Source organism: Streptomyces sp. NPDC040589, assembly GCF_055594445.1.
Genome location: NZ_JBVIWP010000002.1, coordinates 1122571 through 1141112, shown reverse-complemented (window position 1 = coordinate 1141112; position 18542 = coordinate 1122571). Strand labels below are relative to the sequence as shown.

General features: G+C 71.1%; 15 protein-coding genes. All 15 read left to right on the top strand.

The features are described 5' to 3' along the window. The first annotated feature begins 36 nt into the window (after positions 1–36). The 15 genes from ACZ58V_RS12110 to ACZ58V_RS12040 all read left to right on the top strand — a co-directional run bounded on the left by ACZ58V_RS12110 (position 37) and on the right by ACZ58V_RS12040 (position 18531). Positions 37–2904 (top strand): DEAD/DEAH box helicase, encoded by a 2868-nt coding sequence (locus ACZ58V_RS12110; protein ID WP_471289840.1) that lies wholly within the window; start codon positions 37–39, stop codon positions 2902–2904. Next, positions 2901–5081 carry an SWIM zinc finger family protein gene (locus ACZ58V_RS12105; protein ID WP_471289839.1) on the top strand — a complete coding sequence of 727 codons (2181 nt, stop codon included), beginning with the start codon at positions 2901–2903 and terminating at the stop codon, positions 5079–5081. The genes ACZ58V_RS12110 and ACZ58V_RS12105 overlap by 4 nt, the downstream gene beginning before the upstream one ends. Before the next feature lie 649 nt (positions 5082–5730). After that, positions 5731–6681: a transcriptional regulator gene (locus ACZ58V_RS12100; protein ID WP_468183632.1), complete on the top strand. Its 951-nt coding sequence runs from the start codon at positions 5731–5733 to the stop codon at positions 6679–6681. 166 nt (positions 6682–6847) lie between these two features. Further along, positions 6848–7438 (top strand): YybH family protein, encoded by a 591-nt coding sequence (locus tag ACZ58V_RS12095; RefSeq protein WP_468183635.1) that lies wholly within the window; start codon positions 6848–6850, stop codon positions 7436–7438. Positions 7439–7598: 160 nt separating this feature from the next. Then, complete coding sequence (locus tag ACZ58V_RS12090) at positions 7599–8807, top strand: 3-deoxy-7-phosphoheptulonate synthase (protein ID WP_471289837.1); 1209 nt, start codon at positions 7599–7601, stop codon at positions 8805–8807. Next, on the top strand, positions 8795–9418 hold the full coding sequence (locus ACZ58V_RS12085; protein WP_468183641.1) for an isochorismatase family protein: 624 nt from the start codon (positions 8795–8797) through the stop codon (positions 9416–9418). The genes ACZ58V_RS12090 and ACZ58V_RS12085 overlap by 13 nt, the downstream gene beginning before the upstream one ends. Next, the gene (locus tag ACZ58V_RS12080; RefSeq protein ID WP_471289834.1) at positions 9415–11319 is read left to right on the top strand and encodes an anthranilate synthase family protein; all 1905 of its coding nucleotides are present in this window, start codon (positions 9415–9417) and stop codon (positions 11317–11319) included. Before ACZ58V_RS12085 ends, ACZ58V_RS12080 begins: the two co-directional genes overlap by 4 nt. Continuing rightward, positions 11316–11663 (top strand): hypothetical protein, encoded by a 348-nt coding sequence (locus tag ACZ58V_RS12075; protein WP_471289833.1) that lies wholly within the window; start codon positions 11316–11318, stop codon positions 11661–11663. The genes ACZ58V_RS12080 and ACZ58V_RS12075 overlap by 4 nt, the downstream gene beginning before the upstream one ends. Beyond that, positions 11660–12280, top strand: a complete 621-nt coding sequence (gene phzG, locus ACZ58V_RS12070; RefSeq protein ID WP_471289831.1) for a phenazine biosynthesis FMN-dependent oxidase PhzG — start codon at positions 11660–11662, stop codon at positions 12278–12280. The genes ACZ58V_RS12075 and phzG overlap by 4 nt, the downstream gene beginning before the upstream one ends. 51 nt (positions 12281–12331) lie before the next feature. Continuing rightward, positions 12332–14188 (top strand): asparagine synthase (glutamine-hydrolyzing), encoded by a 1857-nt coding sequence (gene asnB, locus ACZ58V_RS12065; protein WP_471289830.1) that lies wholly within the window; start codon positions 12332–12334, stop codon positions 14186–14188. Positions 14189–14260: 72 nt separating this feature from the next. Next, the gene (locus ACZ58V_RS12060) at positions 14261–14752 is read left to right on the top strand and encodes a PhzA/PhzB family protein (RefSeq protein ID WP_468183655.1); all 492 of its coding nucleotides are present in this window, start codon (positions 14261–14263) and stop codon (positions 14750–14752) included. 57 nt (positions 14753–14809) lie between these two features. After that, positions 14810–15214: a VOC family protein gene (locus ACZ58V_RS12055; protein ID WP_468183658.1), complete on the top strand. Its 405-nt coding sequence runs from the start codon at positions 14810–14812 to the stop codon at positions 15212–15214. Positions 15215–15343: 129 nt separating this feature from the next. After that, the gene (locus ACZ58V_RS12050; RefSeq protein ID WP_471289828.1) at positions 15344–16354 is read left to right on the top strand and encodes a methyltransferase; all 1011 of its coding nucleotides are present in this window, start codon (positions 15344–15346) and stop codon (positions 16352–16354) included. Positions 16355–16372: 18 nt separating this feature from the next. Next, entirely contained in the window at positions 16373–16858 is a 486-nt protein-coding gene (locus ACZ58V_RS12045) for a DUF488 family protein, N3 subclade (RefSeq protein WP_468183664.1), read from the top strand. Next, complete coding sequence (locus tag ACZ58V_RS12040) at positions 16858–18531, top strand: asparaginase domain-containing protein (protein WP_468183667.1); 1674 nt, start codon at positions 16858–16860, stop codon at positions 18529–18531. Before ACZ58V_RS12045 ends, ACZ58V_RS12040 begins: the two co-directional genes overlap by 1 nt. Positions 18532–18542 lie beyond the last annotated feature (11 nt).

Here is an 18542-nt window from a genome sequence, read left to right as displayed (position 1 = left end):
CTGATCCGACACGCGGGACGGGAGGTGGCAGGACGTATGGGCGACACGGCCGCGGTGGCCGAGCGGGCGGGGGAGCCGACGGTCCCGGTCCGGCTCCCGGCCGTCTTCCTGCCCGCGCCCCTCCCGCGCGACGGGCGGATCGCCTTCTGGGACCCCGAGGGTGAGCCCCTGCGCACGGGGGACGCGGAGGACACCGAGGAGGTCGCGCCCACCGAGCTGACCGTCGTACGACGGCACGGCGCCGGAGTCCGGCGGCGGACCACTCCGGCGCTGTCCCTCCCGCTGGACGAGGCCCTGCCGCTCCTGGTGCGCGCCCGGCACGACCCCGCGGCCCACCCCGCCACCGCCTGCTGGGGCGCGGCCGCCCTGCACGCGCTGCGGCTGACCGCGCGCGGCCGGCTGCTGCCCGGCCTGACCGCCGCCGGGCACGACGCGTGGCGTGCCGGCCCTCTCGACCCGGACGACATCGCGCACCTGCGCGCGGTGGCCGCCGCCCTGCCGTACGAGGGGCACGCCGTTCCGCTGCCCGGCCCGGGCCCGATCCGCCTCCCCGACCCGGAAGCGCTGGTGCGCGCTTTCCTGGACGCGGTCGCCGACACCCTGCCGCGCACCCCGGCCGCGCCCCACACCTCCGGCAGGCCCTTCGCGGCCCGCGAGGCCCAGCGCCTGCCCGACGCCCACGACTGGGCCGCCGAGGTCGCCGCCGGCATGGACGCCGGGGTGCGGATCTCGCTCCGCCTGGACCTGTCGGCCTACGACCTCTTCGACGACTCCTCAGGCGGCGTACGCAGCGCCGGCGCGGCGATCGTCCAGGTGCACAGCCTCGCCGACCCGACCCTCGTGGCCGACGCCGCGGCCCTGTGGGCGGGCGGGGCCGATGACGCCTTCGGCCCCCGCGCACGCGTGGACGCGGCCCTCGCGGTCCGCCGGGCGGCCCGGGTCTGGCCCCCGCTCGACCGGCTCTCCGACCAGGACGTGCCCGACGTGCTGGCTCTGACGGAGGAGGAGCTGAACGACCTGCTCGGCGTCGCGGCCACCCGGCTCGCGGCGGCCGGGGTCGCCGTGCACTGGCCGAGGGACCTCGCCCAGGACCTGTCCGCCACGGCGGTCGTCCGCCCGGCCCCCGGCTCGGCGAAGGACGGCACCGGCTTCTTCGAGAGCGAGGACCTGCTCCGGTTCAGCTGGCAGCTGGCGCTCGCCGGCGACCCGCTGACCGACACCGAGATGGACGCCCTCGCCGAGGCCCACCGCCCGGTCGTCCGGCTGCGCGACCAGTGGGTGCTGGTCGACCCGGCCCTGGTCCGCAAGGCCCGCAAACGGGACCTGGGCCTGCTCGACCCGGTCGACGCGCTGTCCGTCGCCCTCACCGGCACGGCCGACGTGGACGGCGAGACGGTCGAGGCCGTCCCGGTCGGCGCGCTGGCCACCCTGCGCGACCGCCTGACCAGGGGGATCCACCCGGCCGAGCCACCCCCGGGCCTGCACGCCACCCTCCGCGACTACCAGCTCCGGGGCCTGGCCTGGCTCGAGCTGATGACCTCCCTGGGCCTCGGCGGCTGCCTCGCCGACGACATGGGCCTCGGCAAGACCGTCACCCTCATCGCCCTGCACCTCAAGCGGGCCCGCAGCGAGCCGACCCTGGTGGTCTGCCCGGCCTCGCTGCTGGGCAACTGGCAGCGGGAGATCACCCGCTTCGCGCCCGGCGTCCCGGTCCGCCGCTTCCACGGCCCGGACCGCAGCCTGGCCGGCCTGGACGGCGGTTTCGTCCTCACCACCTACGGCACGATGCGCTCGGCGGCCCCCGCCCTGGCCGAGCGGGCCTGGGGCATGGTCGTCGCCGACGAGGCGCAGCACGTCAAGAACCCCTACTCGGCCACGGCCAAGGCGCTGCGCACGATCCCGTCCCCCGCGCGGGTCGCCCTGACCGGCACGCCCGTCGAGAACAACCTGTCGGAGCTGTGGGCGCTGCTCGACTGGACGACCCCGGGCCTCCTCGGCCCGCTGAAGTCCTTCCGCGCCCGGCACGCCCGGGCCGTGGAGACCGGCGAGGACGAGCAGGCGGTGGAGCGCCTGGCCCGCCTGGTCCGCCCCTTCCTCCTGCGCCGGAAGAAGTCCGACCCGGGCATCGTCCCCGAGCTGCCGCCCAAGACGGAGACCGACCACCCGGTCCCGCTCACCCGCGAACAGGCCGCGCTGTACGAGGCGGTGGTCCGCGAGTCGATGCTCGCCATCGAGACCTCCGAGGGCATGGCCCGCCGGGGCCTGGTGCTGAAGCTCCTGACCTCGCTGAAGCAGATCTGCAACCACCCCGCGCTGTACCTGAAGGAGGACCACGCGCCGGAGCACGCCCGGCCCGGCGGCGACCGGTTCGCCAACCGCTCCGGCAAACTCGCCCTGCTGGACGAGCTGTTGGACACGCTGCTCGCCGAGGACGGCTCCGCGCTCGTCTTCACCCAGTACGTGGGCATGGCCCGTCTGATCACCACTCACCTGGCCACCCGGGCGGTCCCGGTCGACCTCCTCCACGGCGGCACGCCGGTCCCGGAGCGGGAGCGCATGGTGGACCGTTTCCAGGCCGGCTCGACCCCCGTCCTGGTCCTGTCCCTGAAGGCCGCGGGCACCGGCCTCAACCTCACCCGCGCGGGCCACGTCGTCCACTTCGACCGCTGGTGGAACCCGGCCGTCGAGGAGCAGGCCACCGACCGCGCCTACCGCATCGGCCAGACCCAGCCCGTCCAGGTCCACCGCCTCATCACCGAGGGCACGGTCGAGGACCGTATCGCCGAGATGCTCCAGGCCAAGCGCGCCCTGGCCGACGCCATTCTCGGCTCCGGCGAGTCGGCCCTCACCGAGCTGACGGACCGTGAGCTGTCCGACCTGGTCTCCCTGCGGAGGACGTCATGACCCACAGCGGGGCCGACGAGGCCCGCCGGGCCCTGCGGGCGGCCCGGGAGCAGGCGACCCGGGACCCGGACCCGGCATCGGCTCCCCGTCCGGCACCTTCCCCCGTCCCGTCACCCGCCGACCAGGAGACCGCCCGACCGGGAGACGCGGCCCGCGAGGCACTGCGCAGGGCGGTGTCCGAGCGTCGCGGGGCCGACGGGGACGAGGCGGGCTCCACAGGTGACGTGCATGCGGCCGAGGATGCCGATGACGTGGTGACCGGGCTGCCGGGCGGCTCGTCGAGCCACAGTGGCAGCAGCGGGGACCGCAGCGGAAGCACCGAGGGGGACGACGGCGGCAGTGGCCCGACGGCGGCTCCGTCCGGCGGGCCGTCCGAGGACGAGGGCAGGAGCGCGCCCGCCGACGTGCCGCGCCGCGGCACCCTTGACGAGGCTCCCGGCGGCGCCACCGAGCAGCCGGGTCCGCGCGCGGGGGACGTCGCGCGTGAGGCGCTGCGCGCGGCTCGGGACGACGCGCGGCGGGCACGGGAAGAGACCGCCCGCGAAGGGATCGGGCGCAGGCGCCGGGCTGCCCGGCAGGGCGCCGCGCACGAGCGGCCGGGGCCTGAGCGGCGGGCGGGCGAGCACACCGTCGGCGGGGGAGCGCGTGACGTACGGCAGTTGCTGGGCGACCTCTTCCGGATGCCTCCGGAGGCGGACGAGCCGGACGCGGAGCCCGAGGGCTCCGACGAAACGGGCCCCGGGCGCTCGCCTCACCACGGGGCCGACGCGCCGCACAGCCCGGCGAGCCCCGGCACGTCGACTCCTGACTCGCCGACTCCCGACCACCCCGCGACCTCCAATCCCTGGCCCACCCCGCCCCCAACCCCCCGAACAGCGGTCCCCCCGCACGCCGCTCCCCAGAAGCCCCGCTCCATGGCCGCCCCCAGCCGCGACAGCGAACTCCGCCGTACCTTCCCGGCCTTCCCGTCCCGGGAGCCCGACGGCAAGGGATTCGCCGAGAGCTGGTGGGGGAACGCGTGGGTCGCCGCGCTGGAGCAGGGCGCGCTGGACGCCAAGCGGCTGGAGCGCGGGCGCGGATACGCGGGGCAGGGGAATGTCGACGCCATCACCGTGACGCCCGGACTGGTGCTGGCGTACGTACAGGGCAGCCGCCCGCGCCCGTACCGCGTGCAGGTGCGGCTGCGCACGCTCGACGACGCCGACTGGGAGCTGTTCCTGGACGCCGCCGTCGACCGGCCCGGGCATATCGCGGCGCTCCTCGACAAGGAGATGCCCCACTCCCTCGCGGACTGCGGCGTGCCCCTGCTGCCCGGTCCCGGCGACCTGGAACCGCGGTGCAGCTGCCCCGACCGCGGCCACCCCTGCAAGCACGCCGCCGCCCTCTGCTACCAGACCGCCCGGCTGCTCGACGCCGACCCCTTCGTCCTGCTCCTGCTGCGCGGCCGGGGCGAACGGGACCTGCTCGACGCGCTGTCCCGGCTGAGCGCCACCCGCGCGGCGCGTGCCGCCCAGGACAAGGAACCGGAGCCTCTCCCCGGAGTGCGAGCCGCTGACGCCCTCACACCACGCGCCCTCCCGCCCCTGCCGACGCCGCTGCCCACGCCCGCGCACCCCGAGCAGCCACCGGCCTACCCGGCGTCCCCCGGCGGCCCGGACCCCTTCGCGCTGGACCAACTGGCCACGGACGCCGCCGCCCGGGCGCACGCCCTGCTCGCCACCGGCCGTGACCCGGTCGGGCGGTTGACCCTCTGGCAGGACGCGGTCCGCCTGGCCGCCGCCCGCCCCGGCTCGGGGCTCACCGCCGGCACCCGGGCGCTCTACTCCTCCCTCGCCTCCGCGGCGGGCCGCACACCGTCCGAGCTGGCCCGCGCGGTCGCCGCCTGGCGTCAGGGCGGACCGGAGGGCCTCGCCGTACTGGAGGAGCCGTGGGACCCGCCGGCCGGCCGGTTCGACCGCGCCCGCCCCCTCCTCCTCGCCGCAGACCTGCCGGCCTTCCGCCCCGGCCGCAACCACCTCACCCACCCCCACGGCCACGTCCAGCTCCGCCTGGGCCGCGACGGCCTGTGGTACGCCTACGAGTCCGAACCGGGCCACGACGACTGGTGGCCGAGAGGCACCCCCGACCTTGACCCCGTGGGCGCTCTGACGGGTCTCGGCATTCCCGGCGAGCTCTGAAGGGTGACGGGTCGACTTCCCGGTCGTTTCGGCGGGATGGAAGGTGCTTCCTGTGATGGGGCGGCCGCGCAGTCCTCCGGAACCGGAATGCAATAGGTCCCGTTCCGTTTCCGCTTGGATCAGTGGCGGCCCTGATCTGAATGTTCGGCAGGCATGTGGCCCTGATCCGGAGCTCCCGGTTCGGATTCCGCTTGGCGTCTGTCGCAATCTTCGGAAAGGCTCGCTCCCGTTCCGTCCCGGCGGCCGCGATACCGCATGTCGGCCTGAGCGTCACGTCCGTGTCAACTCTCCCTACCCTGCGGGCCGTTCGGCGTGGAGATCCGTAGAGTCAAGGTCTTGCAATGGCTCGATCCTCCTGCAAGATTGTTCGGGTCGGTTCACGACATTGCGTCACGGGGGAAATCGATGTTCTTCGACTTTACGATTGCCGGTCCTGGATCTTCCTGCCCTCATCCCGTGGTTTGCCGCGCTGTCTGAAGTCATCCGCCGCTGGATGCGTCGCACGACAGTTGCCGAGCCCACAGGAAGTTGGTAGGGGGGAAGATCGATGAACCACATCTCTGCATCAGCAGAGAAGCCGATACCACGCCAATCACCTCGCCACGATCCGTTTCACGGTGAGCTCTTATCGGAGATCACCCGCGTTCCGGTGAGCCACCTCCTGGTGGCGGGTTCTCCCCGTACGGGCGGGGAGGACACGCGACACATCACCGCGCTCGCCGAAGTGTGCGCCGATCTGCCGCCGATCGTGATCCACCACGAGACGATGACCGTCATCGACGGTGTGCACCGGCTCAGGGCGGTCGAGCGCAGCGGCGCCACGCACATCAGCGCCGTCTTCTTCAAGGGGGACGAAAGCCAGGCCTTCGTGCTCGCCGTGAAGTTGAACAGCAAACATGGACTGCCGCTCTCCCTCGCCGATCGCAAGAAGGCGGCCCTCCGTATGCTCGCGGACTTCCCGGAGTGGTCCAACCGGAGGCTGGCCGAGGTCGCCGGCCTGTCGGACAAGACGATCGCCACGCTCAGGCGGCGGTCGGGTGCGGAAAATCCGCACCCGACCGCCGTGCGACTGGGACGCGACGGTGTGGCCTATCCGGCCGTGGCGGCTGAAGGCCGCACCCGTGCGCTCGCGCTCCTCGCGGTGAAGCCCGACGCGTCCGCCCGGGAAGTGGCGCTCGCCGCCGGCATCTCGCTCACCACGGCGAAGGACGTACGACGGCGGGCGCGTGCCGCCGTCGTACCAGGGGGGACCACGGCGGGGCCGCACGAGGGGTCGCCGGGCGGCCGGGGATCCGGAGGGCCCGGGATCGTGAAGCGGCCTCGGGCGCACCCGGGCGTCGTGGACCAGTCCCTGACGGTCCGGCGGCTGGCCGCCGATCCTTCGCTCCGGTTCACCGAGGCGGGACGGAAGCTGCTCCGGATCCTGGACGTTTCCGCCGTGCAGTCGCACGACTGGACGACGATGGCGAGCAGCCTCCCGATCCACTGCGCACCGGCGATCGCCGAATTGGCGCGGCATCACGCCGAGTCCTGGCAGCTCCTCGCGGAAGAATTGACGGAACGAATCAATTCCCAGGGCGCCGAGGCGCAGAAGAAATAGCGCGCCGATGTCCTCCATGTTTCGGAGGCGTTGACAGGGCCACTTCCGGACTGTTGTATGACTCTCATCAACGGGGGCGGGATGGCAATTGAGGCCAGGCGGAGGGGCTGACGCCGCAGATGCATTGCATTTGGCCTGATGCCATTTCCAGTTTTGGGGGGATTGAATGAGCATAATCAAGCACGCGCTTCCGCTTGCTGCCGCAGGCATTGTCCTGACGGCTGGAAGCATCGTCGGCCCCGGTCTCATCCAGACCGAGCCGGTGTCCGCAAGCGCTACGACTCTCACCGAGGAAGCGGGGAAGCAGCCCGGTGTGCGGGCGGTCGCGAAGAGCCCCGACCAATTGCTGCAGCTCCTGGGCGAGAGGATCAAGGCCAAGGACGTCAAGGGGATCATCGCCCTGCATGAGCCCGAGGCGGCGATCGTCAATTACGACGGATCGATCATCCGGGGGCACAAGGAAATCCGGGCCTTCTATGTCGACTGGTTCAATTCGGACCCGGTGCTCACCGTCAACCCCCGCCAGACCGTGCCGGCCGGCGGAAAGCGTGGGGCGGACGGCAAGGTACGCAACCGCACGGCGGCCATCATGGGTGATTACCACCTGGAGCAGAACGCGGCGGACGGCACCCGCGAAAGCTTCACCGGCAATTTCTGCGACACCGTACAGGAGCAGCCGGACGGTACTTGGCTGTACGTCCAGGACAACCCGTACCCGCCCCACGGTGGACCGGCGCCGACGGCAGCCCACCACTGATCCGATGACCTCGGCGGTCTCATCCGCTTTCTGCGCAGTCGGCCGATGTCGAGGAAACTCCTGCCACCCATGGAATCTCTCCATCGGCCATGGGTGGCCGGCCATCGGTCGATCACTGCTCGGACAGCGGTGTGCCGGCACGTCGGAGGTTGGAGCAAACGTGAACGTCACCTCGCTCGAAGTGTCACAAACCCCGGTCGCACAGCAGCAGCCTCAATGGGGCGACCCGTCGCAGGTCGCGCAGGTCCGGGACGTGTTGGCCGCGCTCCCGCCGCTCGTGGAGACCGCGTCGCTGAGCCGGCTCCGGAACCTGCTCGCCGGTGTCGCCGCCGGGCAGGCGCAGGTGGTGCAGGCGGGTGACTGCGCCGAGGATCCCGCGGAGTGCACCGCGGGCGACGTGGAGCGCAAGGCGGGACTCCTCCATGTGCTCGCCGGCGTCATGAACGCGATCACCCACCAGCCGGTGGTGCGGGTGGGCCGCATCGCAGGCCAGTACGCCAAACCCCGGTCGGCGCCCACCGAGTTGGTCAACGGCGTCGAGATCCCGGTGTACCGGGGGCACATGGTGAACGGTCCGGAACCGGACCCGGAAGCACGACAGCCCGATCCCCGACGCCTGCTGGCCGGCTACCGGGCAGCGAGCCAGCTCATGGCCAATCTCTGCCCGACGCCGCAGGCGCGCATCGACCCGGCCGTCTGGACCAGCCACGAGGCGCTGCTGCTCGACTACGAGATCCCGATGCTGCGACGGGACCGGGAGGGCCGGGTCGCGCTCACCTCCACGCACTGGCCGTGGATCGGCGAGCGGACCCGTGGGCTCGACGGCGCCCACGTGACGCTGCTGGCCGATGTGGTGAACCCGGTCGCGTGCAAGGTCGGGCCGCGTATGACGGTCGCCGAGCTGCTCGGGTTGTGCGAGCGCCTCGATCCGGCGAAGGAACCGGGGCGGCTCACCCTGATCGCCCGGATGGGCGCCGACGCGACCATGGATCTGCTGCCGCCGTTGGTCCGCGCGGTACGCGCCGCAGGACACCCCGTGATCTGGCTGGTCGACCCCATGCACGGCAACACCCTGACCACGGCCGAGGGACGCAAGACCCGAGTCGTGGAGACGATCGTGCGGGAGGTCACGGCCTTTCAGGCCGCCGTGCGCACAGCCGGCGCGATACCGGGCGGGATCCATCTGGAGTCCACCCCCGACCCGGTGACCGAATGTGCCGACACCCCGAGCGGCACCGACCGGATCGGTGACAAGTACACGACCTTGTGCGACCCGCGACTCAACCCTCGCCAGGCGGTATCGGTGGTGTCGGCCTGGCAGACGCGGACGACGACGGACCGAGCCGAGGGAGAACCGTGCCGGGCATAGCCCCGATCTCAGCCTATCCACTGCCGACGGCGGCTGAACTGCCCACCGGCACGGCGCGGTGGACCCCGGACAAGAGCCGCGCGGCACTGCTCGTGCACGACATGCAGCGTTACTTCCTCGCGCCGTTCCCCGCGGAGGTGCGCGACCCGCTGGTGCGCCACTGCGCGCAGTTGCGGGAGCGCTGTGCCGCGCTCGGGGTCCCGGTGTTCTACACCGCGCAACCCGGGGGCATGACGGACGAGCAACGCGGCCTGCTCAAGGACTTCTGGGGTCCGGGCATGCGGGTCGACCCCGTCGACCGGCAGATCGTCACGGAGCTCGCACCCCGGCCGGCGGACCAGGTGCTCACCAAGTGGCGCTACAGCGCGTTCTTCCGCTCGGACCTGCTGGCGCGGATGCGCGCCCAGGGCCGCGATCAGCTCATCGTCTGCGGGGTGTACGCGCACGTCGGTGTCCTGGCGACAGCCCTCGAAGCGTTCACCAACGACATCCAGCCGTTCCTGGTCGCCGACGCCGTCGGTGACTTCTCCGCCGAGTACCACCGGCTGGCCCTGGACTACGCGGCCGCTCGCTGCTCGGTGGTCACCACCACCGAGGAGGTCTTCCGATGAACTCGACGCAGTTGCTCGAGCACGTGCTGGGCCCCGATCGGGGTGCCTTCGCCCTGCTGCACCGCCCGGACACCCTGGGCCCGGACCGGGTGGAGATCCTGCTGGGCCAGGTCAGTGCCCCGGCCCGGCTCGCCGACATCCCGTCGGCCGGCCCGAGCGGGCGGCCCGGCGAGGCCCGGCACGAGACGCTGGTCCTGGTGCCCCACCAGCAGATCACCGAGCGCGGTTTCGCCGCCGCCGAGGACGGTTCACCGCTGCTCGCGATGGAGGTGACCGACCAGGGGCAGATCAGCACCTCCGAGGCGCTCAGGGCTCTGCCGGACGAGCCGATCACCCTGACCGGCGGCTGGTTCGACACCGACGACGGGGCCTACGCCGACACGGTCCGCGAGGTGATCGACAACGAGATAGGCACGGGAGAGGGCTCGAACTTCGTCATCAAGCGTTCGTTCGTCACCACCATCACCGGATACTCCACGCGCAGCGCACTGAGCCTGTTCCGCCGGCTGCTCACCCGGGAGAGCGGCGCCTACTGGACCTTCATCGTGCACACCGGCACGCGCACCTTCGTCGGCGCCACACCCGAGCGCCACGTCAGCCTGCGCGACGGCGTCGCGGCGATGACCCCGATCAGCGGCACGTACCGCTACCCGTCCACGGGACCGGTCCTGTCGGAGGTCATGGAGTTCCTCACCAACGGCAAAGAGACCGACGAGCTGTACATGGTCCTGGACGAGGAACTGAAGATGATGGCCCGGGTCTGCCGGGGCGGTGGCCGCGTGACGGGGCCGTTCCTGCGGGAGATGGCCTGGCTCGCGCACACCGAGTACATCATCGAGGGGCGCAGCGACCTCGATCCCCGGGACATCCTGCGGGAGACGATGTTCGCTCCCACCGTGACCGGCAGCCCGCTCGAGAACGCCTGCCGGGTGATCGCCCGCTACGAACCCCGCGGCCGCGGGTACTACGGGGGCGTCGTGGCCCTCATCGGCCGTGACGCCGGCGGGGCGCGCACCCTGGACTCGGCGATCCTCATCCGTACCGCCGACATCCGTACCTCGGACGCCGACGACAGCGGTCACGTGGAGGTCGGGGTGGGCGCGACTCTGGTCCGGCACTCCGACCCCGCCGCCGAGGTCGCCGAGACCCGCACCAAGGCAGCGGGTGTGCTCTCGGCGCTGGGTGCCGGCGAGCGGCTCGACGAGCACCCGCTGATCCAGGAGGCTCTGGGGAGGCGCAACGAGACGATCGCGAACTTCTGGCTCAGCGAGACCGCGAAGCGCTCGCAGCCCCATCCCGTACTGGACGGCCGCCGGGCCCTGGTCATCGACGCCGAGGACACCTTCAGCGCGATGCTGGCCCACCAACTGCGCGCCATCGGCCTGACCGTGGAGGTCAGCACCTTCGACGCGTCGCACCGCTTCGACGACCACGACCTCGTCGTGCTGGGCCCCGGCCCCGGCGACCCGCGGGAGGCCGACCACCCCAGGATGGCCCGTCTCACCTCGGCCATCGAGGAGTTGCTGTCCCGGCGCACCCCCTTCCTGGCCGTGTGCCTGAGCCACCAGCTGCTGTGCCGGCACCTCGGGCTCGAGCTGAGGCGCCGGGAGGTCCCGAACCAGGGCACCCAGCGCGAGATCGACCTGTTCGGCTCGCGGGAGCGGGTGGGCTTCTACAACTCCTACTCGGCCCGCGCGCGAACCGACCGGCTGGACTGCCCCGGCGCCGGCGAGGTGAAGGTCGGCCTCGACCCCCTCACCGGCGAGGTGCACGCCCTGCGCGGGCCGCACTTCGGCTCGGTGCAGTTCCACCTCGAATCCGTGCTCACCCAGGACAGCGAGCGTGTCCTGGCCGAACTGCTCGTACCGCTGATGGAGACCGCGGAGGTACTGAACGTATGAAAGCCACCATCTCCTGGTGGGACCTCTCCGGGTCCGACCAGACCATCGACTCCTTACGCGCCTACCTGCGCGACGAGGGCGTGGATCCGTGGGCGGAGATCCACGGACTGCGGTTGAAGTTCTGGATCTCCGACCGCCGGACCAACCGCTGGGGCGCGGTGATGCTGTGGGACACCACGGCCGACCTGACGGCACCGATGCCGCCGAACCGGGCCACCGAGCTCATCGGATACCCGCCGACCGTGCGGATGATGTCCGACATCGAGGCCATCGTCGAAGGCGTCCACTCCGGCCGGCCGGTCGATCGCGGCCTGGCCTTCGAACCGACGGGGAAGCCGTCGTGAGCACATCGGCCCAGTCGCGGACCACCGAGGAGTTCACCGCCCCGCCCGCCGAACCGATGGACCTCCTCCAGAGGTGGTTCGACCGCGCCGTCGCGAACGCCGTCCGCGAGCCGGGCGCGCTCGCGCTGGCCTCCGCCGACGCCCGCGGCCACGCCTCCAACCGGATCGTGCAGGTGCTCAAGGTGCGCACGACGGGGCTGGTGTTCGCCACCCACTCCGACAGCCGCAAGGGCCGGGACCTGGCCGAGACGGGCTGGGCGTCCGGGGTCTTGTACTGGCGCGAGGCCGGCCGCCAGGTGATCGTGAGCGGCCCGACCCGTCCGCTGCCCGACGAGGAGTCCGACGCCCTGTGGGCCGCCCGGCCCGTCGCCACGCACCCGATGTCCGTGGCGTCCCGCCAGAGCGCGCCGCTGCTGGACGAGGACTCGCTGCGGGAACAGGCCCGGGAACTGGGCCAGGACGGCTCGGCGCTGCCCCGCCCGGACCGCTGGCTGGGCTATCTGCTGGAGCCGGCCTCGGTGGAGTTCTGGCAGGCCGACCCGCAGGACCGGTTGCACCAGAGGCTGCGTTACGAGCGCGACGGTTCCGGCTGGCGTACGGGCCGGCTCCAACCCTGACCGTGCTCCGGCCCTTGAACCCGAGAGCTCGAGAGGAAGAAAGGCAAGTCGATGTGTGGAATCACTGGCTGGGTCTCGTTCGACCGGGACCTGACTCAGCAGCGCACGCAGCTGGACGCGATGACCCGAACCATGGCCTGCCGGGGACCGGACGCCGGGGGCGCCTGGCTCGATCGGCACGCCGCGCTCGGTCATCGGAGGCTGGCGGTCATCGACCTCGAAGGCGGCACCCAGCCCATGGTGGTGTCCACCGACGACGGCCCCGTCGCGATCACCTACAGCGGTGAGGTCTACAACTACACCGAGCTCAGGAGCGAGCTGCTCCGCCGGGGTCACCGCTTCGAGACCCGCAGCGACACCGAGGTCGTGCTCCACGGCTATGTGGAGTGGGGCGAGGCGGTCGCCGAACGGCTCAACGGCATGTTCGCGTTCGCCGTCTGGGACTCCCGGGGCGAGAAGCTCGTGATGATCCGCGACCGGTTGGGCGTCAAACCGCTCTACTACTCCAGCACCGACGACGGGGTGCTGTTCGGCTCCGAGCCGAAGGCGATCCTCGCCAACGCCCTGGCGGACCGCGCGGTCGACCTCGCCGGACTGCGGGAGCTGGTCAGCTTCACGCAGACGCCGGGCAGCGCCGTGTGGTGCGGGATGAACGAGGTGGTCCCGGGCGGCGTGGTCACCGTCGACCGCTCCGGCCTGCGCGAGCGCCGCTACTGGACGCTGCCCACCCGTCCGCACACGGACGACCGGAAGACCACGGTCGCCACCGTGCGGGAGCTGCTCGAGGACATCGTCAGCCGGCAGCTGGTCTCCGACGTCCCGCGCTGCACCCTGCTCTCCGGCGGCCTGGACTCCAGCGCGATCACCGCCCTGGCCGCCGCCAAGCTCGGCCGCCCCGGAGAGCACGGCGAGGCCGGCGAGAAGGTGCGCAGCTTCGCGGTGGACTTCGTCGGACGGGAGGACGACTTCGTCGCCGACGATCTGCGTGCCACGACGGACGCCCCGTACGCGCTCGAAGTGGCCGCACACGTCGGCTCGCAGCACGAGGCCATCGTGCTCGACCACGCCGCGATCGCCGACCCCTCCGTGCGCCGGGCCGTCATCACCGCGCGGGACAGTCCGCTCAGCCTCGGCGACATGGACGGCTCGCTCTACCTGCTGTTCCAGGCCATCCGGCAGCAGTCCACGGTCGCCCTGTCCGGCGAGTCCGCCGACGAGGTCTTCGGCGGGTACAGATGGTTCCACCAGCCGGAGGTCCAGGCCGCGCAGACCTTCCCCTGGATGGCCGTCTTCGTGAGCGGCGCGCGGGCCCAGGTGTCGGACCGTTTCAACCCCGCCATCACCGCCGCCCTCGACCTTCCCACCTACATCCGCGACCGCTACTCGGACGCGGTCGGCGAGGTCGAGCGGGCCGAGGGCGAGAGCGACCACGAGATGCGGATGCGGGTGATGACCTACCTGCATCTGACGCGTTTCGTCAGGATGCTCCTGGAACGCAAGGACCGGATCAGCATGGCTGTCGGTCTGGAGGTCCGGGTCCCCTTCTGCGACCACCGCCTCGTGGAATACGTCTACAACACGCCGTGGTCGTTGAAGACCTTCGACGGCAGGGAGAAGAGCCTCCTTCGCGCCGCGACCGCCGACCTGCTGCCCCAGTCGGTGCTGGACCGGGTGAAGGCTCCCTACCCCGCCACTTTGGACCCGCACTACACCAGTGCGCTGCTGCAACAGTCCAAGGAACTGCTCACGACCGACGACCCCGTCTTCAACCTGGTCGACCGCAGCTGGCTGGAGGACATCACGCGGCGGGACTCGGCCACCATGCCGATCGATGTCCGCAACGGCATGGAGCGCGTGCTCGACCTGAGCACCTGGCTGGACATCTACCGCCCCGAACTCCGCCTCTGACGCCGAGTTCCGGTCGGCTGCGACAAAGCGTCGATTTCCACGCCCACAGCATCACGGATCGAGGGATACGAGATGGGAACGGACAACGCCCAGCCCGAGGGGCCCGAAGCCGCCTCCGACCTGCGCGCCCGGCACCGTGCCGTCGTCGCGGACTACATGAGCCGCAAGGGCGAGAACCGATTGACCCGCTACCTGTTGTTCACCGAGGACGGCAGCGCCGGCTTGTGGACCAGCGACACCGGCGAACCGATCACCTCCCAGGGGCACCAGAAACTCAAGGCGCACGGTGAATGGTCGCTGCGCATGTTCCCCGACTGGGAATGGAAGAACGTAGAGATCTTCGAAACACAAGACCCCAACAGGTTCTGGGTCGAGTGTGACGGAGAGGGCCAGATTCTCTACCCGGACTACCCGCCCGGCTACTACAGGAACCACTTCATCCACTCGTTCCTGCTCGAAGACGGCAAGATCAAGCAGAACCGCGAGTTCATGAACCCGTTCCAGCAGCTGCGCGCGTTGGGTATCGAGGTACCGAAGGTCAATCGCGGCGGGATTCCCACGTAGGGGTTTCCTTCCGCATTCAACGAATTCCGCATTCCATGGACCGGCAAGGAGCATCAGGTGGGATCTCAGCTCAACCCGTACATCGCCTTCGACGGGGACGCACGGCAGGCGATGGAGTTTTACCACGAAGTCCTCGGCGGCAAGCTGGAGCTGGGCACGTTCGCCGACTTCGGCTCGGCGGAGTCGCCCGACGCCGACAAGATCATGCACGCCACGCTCACCACCGCGGACGGCTTCACGGTCATGGCGTGGGACGTCCCGGAGCGGGTTCCCTTCAACCCGGGCAACAACGTCGCGCTCTACCTCGGCGGCGACGATGCCGGTCTCCGCGAGTACTTCGAGAAGCTCTCCGTCGGCGGCACCGTCGCGATGCCTCTCAAGAAGCAGATCTGGGGCGACGAGGCCGGCACGCTCGTGGACAGGTTCGGGATCACCTGGATGTTCAACATCACCCGAGGGTGAGGATCTCCCGGTGTGAGGTGGGGCTCTCGGACGAATCCACCTCACACCGGGAGGCATTCGGCGACAGGGGCAACCGTGGCGAAGTGGGCCGGCCGACATCGGCCGGCAGGCCGGGATGGTGAAAACTCAATGACAGTCGACATACAGGCCACTCGAGACGTGGTCGACATCATCACTGGTGGATGGAGGGCGCAGGCGCTCTACACCGCGGTGAAACTCGAACTCCCCGACCACATTCAGGCCGGCCGTGACACCGACGCCGAACTCGCCAAGGCGACCGGGGCGAACGAGCAGGGCATTCACCGCCTGATGCGCCTTCTGGTGGCCATGGGGATATTCGAGGGCAGCGAGTCCACCGGCTACCGCGGCACCCGGGTGAGCGCGGCCCTCCTCGACGGCCCTCAGTCCCTGCGCGACATGTGCCTGCTGTACGGCGAGGAGTTCTACACCGCGTGGGGTCACGCCCACCACGCCATCAGCACGGAGAGCTCGGGATTCGAGGTCGCGCACGGCCAGTCGTTCTACGAGTACCTGGGGCAGGACGCGGCCACCGCCCGGCGATTCCAGCTCACCATGAACGCCGGAAGCATGTTCTTCCACCAGGTGCCCGAGATCTTCGACTTCTCCGGCAAGAGGGTCGTGGACGTGGGCGGCGGGGGCGGGCACCTGCTCGCCACGATTCTCGGCGCCACGCCGGACGCCAGGGGCACGCTCTTCGACCGCGAGCACATGATGCCCAAGGCGCGTGAGCACCTGTCCGTCACCGTCGGCCTGGACCGCGCCGAACTGGTCGGGGGCGACATGTTCCAGGGCGTCCCGGCGGGCCGTGACGTCTACATCCTCTGTCGCGTGCTGGCCGGCTGGGACGACGAGGCCGTCGTCGGCGTCCTCGACCACTGCCGTCGCGCCATGGCGGACTCCTCGTCGCGCCTGCTGATCCTGGATCGTTTCGTCGAGGACGAGAACTCCACCGTGCTGCCCGCCCTGTGGGACCTGCACCTCCTGGTGACGACCGGCGGCGAACACCGCACCGTCGACAGGATCACGCGGCTGCTGAACCGGGCCGGCCTGGACATCGCCGGGACCGCGGAACTGCCCATGGAGACGACCGCCCTGATCGCCGCGCCGCGCACCCCGTAGCAGAACAGGAGATCCCCGGTGCTCAAGTTGGCAACGATCGGCGTCTACGGCTTCGACGGCGATTCCTTCCTGGAACGACTACGACAGGCGGACGTGCGCCTGCTGCTCGACGTACGTCAGCGTCGCGGAGTCCGCGGACCGGACTACGCCTGGGCGAACTCACTCCGGCTGCAGGCGGCTCTCGCCGCCGCCGGGATCGCCTACGAGCACCACCGTGAACTCGCCCCGACCACCGAGTTGCGTCACCTCCAGTACGCGGAGGACGACCGCCAAGGGGTCGGCAAGCGCTCCCGCCGCGAGCTCGCCGCCGAGTACACGCGCCGCTACACCGCCGAGATCCTCGACCCGGTCGACCTCGAGCCGATCGTGTCGGCGCTGTCGGGCAGCGGCATCGCGACACTGCTCTGCGTCGAGCGCGACCCCGAGGCATGCCACCGGTCGCTGGTCGCCCAGCGGCTGGCCGAGCAGCACCACATCACGATCGAACACCTGAGGCCGCTGTGATGGGTGACATTCCTCCGGGCGGCGCGCCGCGGCCGCGGATCGCGGTGTTCGCCGGGCCGACGGCGACGATTCTGAACACACCGGACCTGGTCACGTCGAACAAGGCACGCGCGCGGCACGGCCTGCCGCTGCGGCCCGCCCACTTCGACGTCCTGCGTCCCCAACGGCTCGCGGCACCAGCGACGTTGTACATCGAGGCGTTCAGCGCGCACCCGCTCGAAGAGGACGCGGCCGGCCTGTACGCCCCGCCGGACGGCTGGCTCGACAAAGACGGCACGTTCCACGCCGAGCAGCCCTTCGACGGCGCCACACCGGTCCACGTCGTCGAACTCGATCCCGCCGACGGTCTCTATCCCCTCCCCTATATGGGGAGACAGGCGGACGGCTCCGCCTGGGAGGAGACCTCGACGGCACCGTACGCACCACCGGGGGCCGCCCGGCAGACGTTCTACCCCGACGCCCGCCGTCTCTACGAGGAGATCGAGCGGTTCGGCCTCGGCGACCTCGGCACCCCCGTCGAGCTGGGGTCCGTCGCCGACTTCGCGTTCTTCCGCGCCGCCCCGTCGGGCGGATACACGACGGGTCCTGATGCCGAGCGCCTCGGGCAGGACTTCTTCGTCTACTACCCGTACCACCTCCAGAGCGAACCCGGCCTGGCGGACCTCGCCCGGGCGACCAACCAGGTCCAGGCCGTCCTCGCCACGGGCGAGTACGCCGGGGTCCAATGGCTCGAGGGGAGTCCGACCGTCGACGAGACCCTGTACTGGCTCGGACTGCTGGTCGACACGAGAGTGCCCCTCGTAGGTCACGCCGCTCAGCGCCGCCACCAGTCCCTGAGCGCGGACGGCGACCGCAACGTGGTGGACGGCGTGAAGTTCATCGCCTCGGGCGTCGCCCTCGACGAACGGGGCGAGGACCGTGTCGGTGCCTGTGTGATCGTCGACGAACTCGTCTATTCGGCCCGGGACGTGACCAAGGTCGATGCCCGACCGGGCGGCTACGAAGTCACCGGCGGTCACGGGGGAGTGGTCGCCGACCTCGGTGGCTACAGCCCTCCGCAGCTCACCTACCTCCCCGCCCGCAGACACACCCATCGCTCGGAGCTGCGCCTCACCCTGCTCCCCGAGCGGGTGCCCGGTGTCACCGGGAGCCTGGACGGGGGCGTGTCCTCGGCCGACGTCGCGACGAAGGACGCCGGCGGACTCCTACCGGCCGCCATGCCGCACGTCTCGATCACCAAGTACAGCCGGTACGCGGCAACGGGGACCGGCACCGACAGCCCGCCCGTCGCCGAGGAGGAGGTCGAGGTCCTCGCGCGGATCGACGCCAACCTCGCCCATGCGCCGCTGGCCGGCTTCGTATGCGAAGGCATGTCGCCGTTCGGGATGGCCGACCCGACGAGGAACGCGGCGCTGAGCGTCGCCGTCTTCGCCGGCATGCCGGTGGTCCGCACGGGCCGAGGCAACACCGGAGGCATGGCGTACCGCACCGACCCGGTGTTCATCTCGGGCAACAACCTCACGGCCACCAAGGCGCGCATGCTCCTCATGGCCGCGCTGCTCAAGTTCGGTGCCCTGCCCCCGGCCGCGGATCCCTTCGCTCCGACCCTCGACGAGCGCGCGGCCACGGAAAAGGCGGTCGCCCAGTACCAGACCCTGTTCGACACCCACTGACCCGCGGAACT

Coding starts and splice junctions, on each gene's coding strand:
- ACZ58V_RS12110 (WP_471289840.1), top strand. CDS start 37: ATGGGCGACACGGCCGCGGTGGCCGAGCGGGCGGGGGAGCCGACGGTC.
- ACZ58V_RS12105 (WP_471289839.1), top strand. CDS start 2,901: ATGACCCACAGCGGGGCCGACGAGGCCCGCCGGGCCCTGCGGGCGGCC.
- ACZ58V_RS12095 (WP_468183635.1), top strand. CDS start 6,848: ATGAGCATAATCAAGCACGCGCTTCCGCTTGCTGCCGCAGGCATTGTC.
- ACZ58V_RS12080 (WP_471289834.1), top strand. CDS start 9,415: ATGAACTCGACGCAGTTGCTCGAGCACGTGCTGGGCCCCGATCGGGGT.
- ACZ58V_RS12075 (WP_471289833.1), top strand. CDS start 11,316: ATGAAAGCCACCATCTCCTGGTGGGACCTCTCCGGGTCCGACCAGACC.
- asnB (WP_471289830.1), top strand. CDS start 12,332: ATGTGTGGAATCACTGGCTGGGTCTCGTTCGACCGGGACCTGACTCAG.
- ACZ58V_RS12060 (WP_468183655.1), top strand. CDS start 14,261: ATGGGAACGGACAACGCCCAGCCCGAGGGGCCCGAAGCCGCCTCCGAC.
- ACZ58V_RS12050 (WP_471289828.1), top strand. CDS start 15,344: ATGACAGTCGACATACAGGCCACTCGAGACGTGGTCGACATCATCACT.
- ACZ58V_RS12040 (WP_468183667.1), top strand. CDS start 16,858: ATGGGTGACATTCCTCCGGGCGGCGCGCCGCGGCCGCGGATCGCGGTG.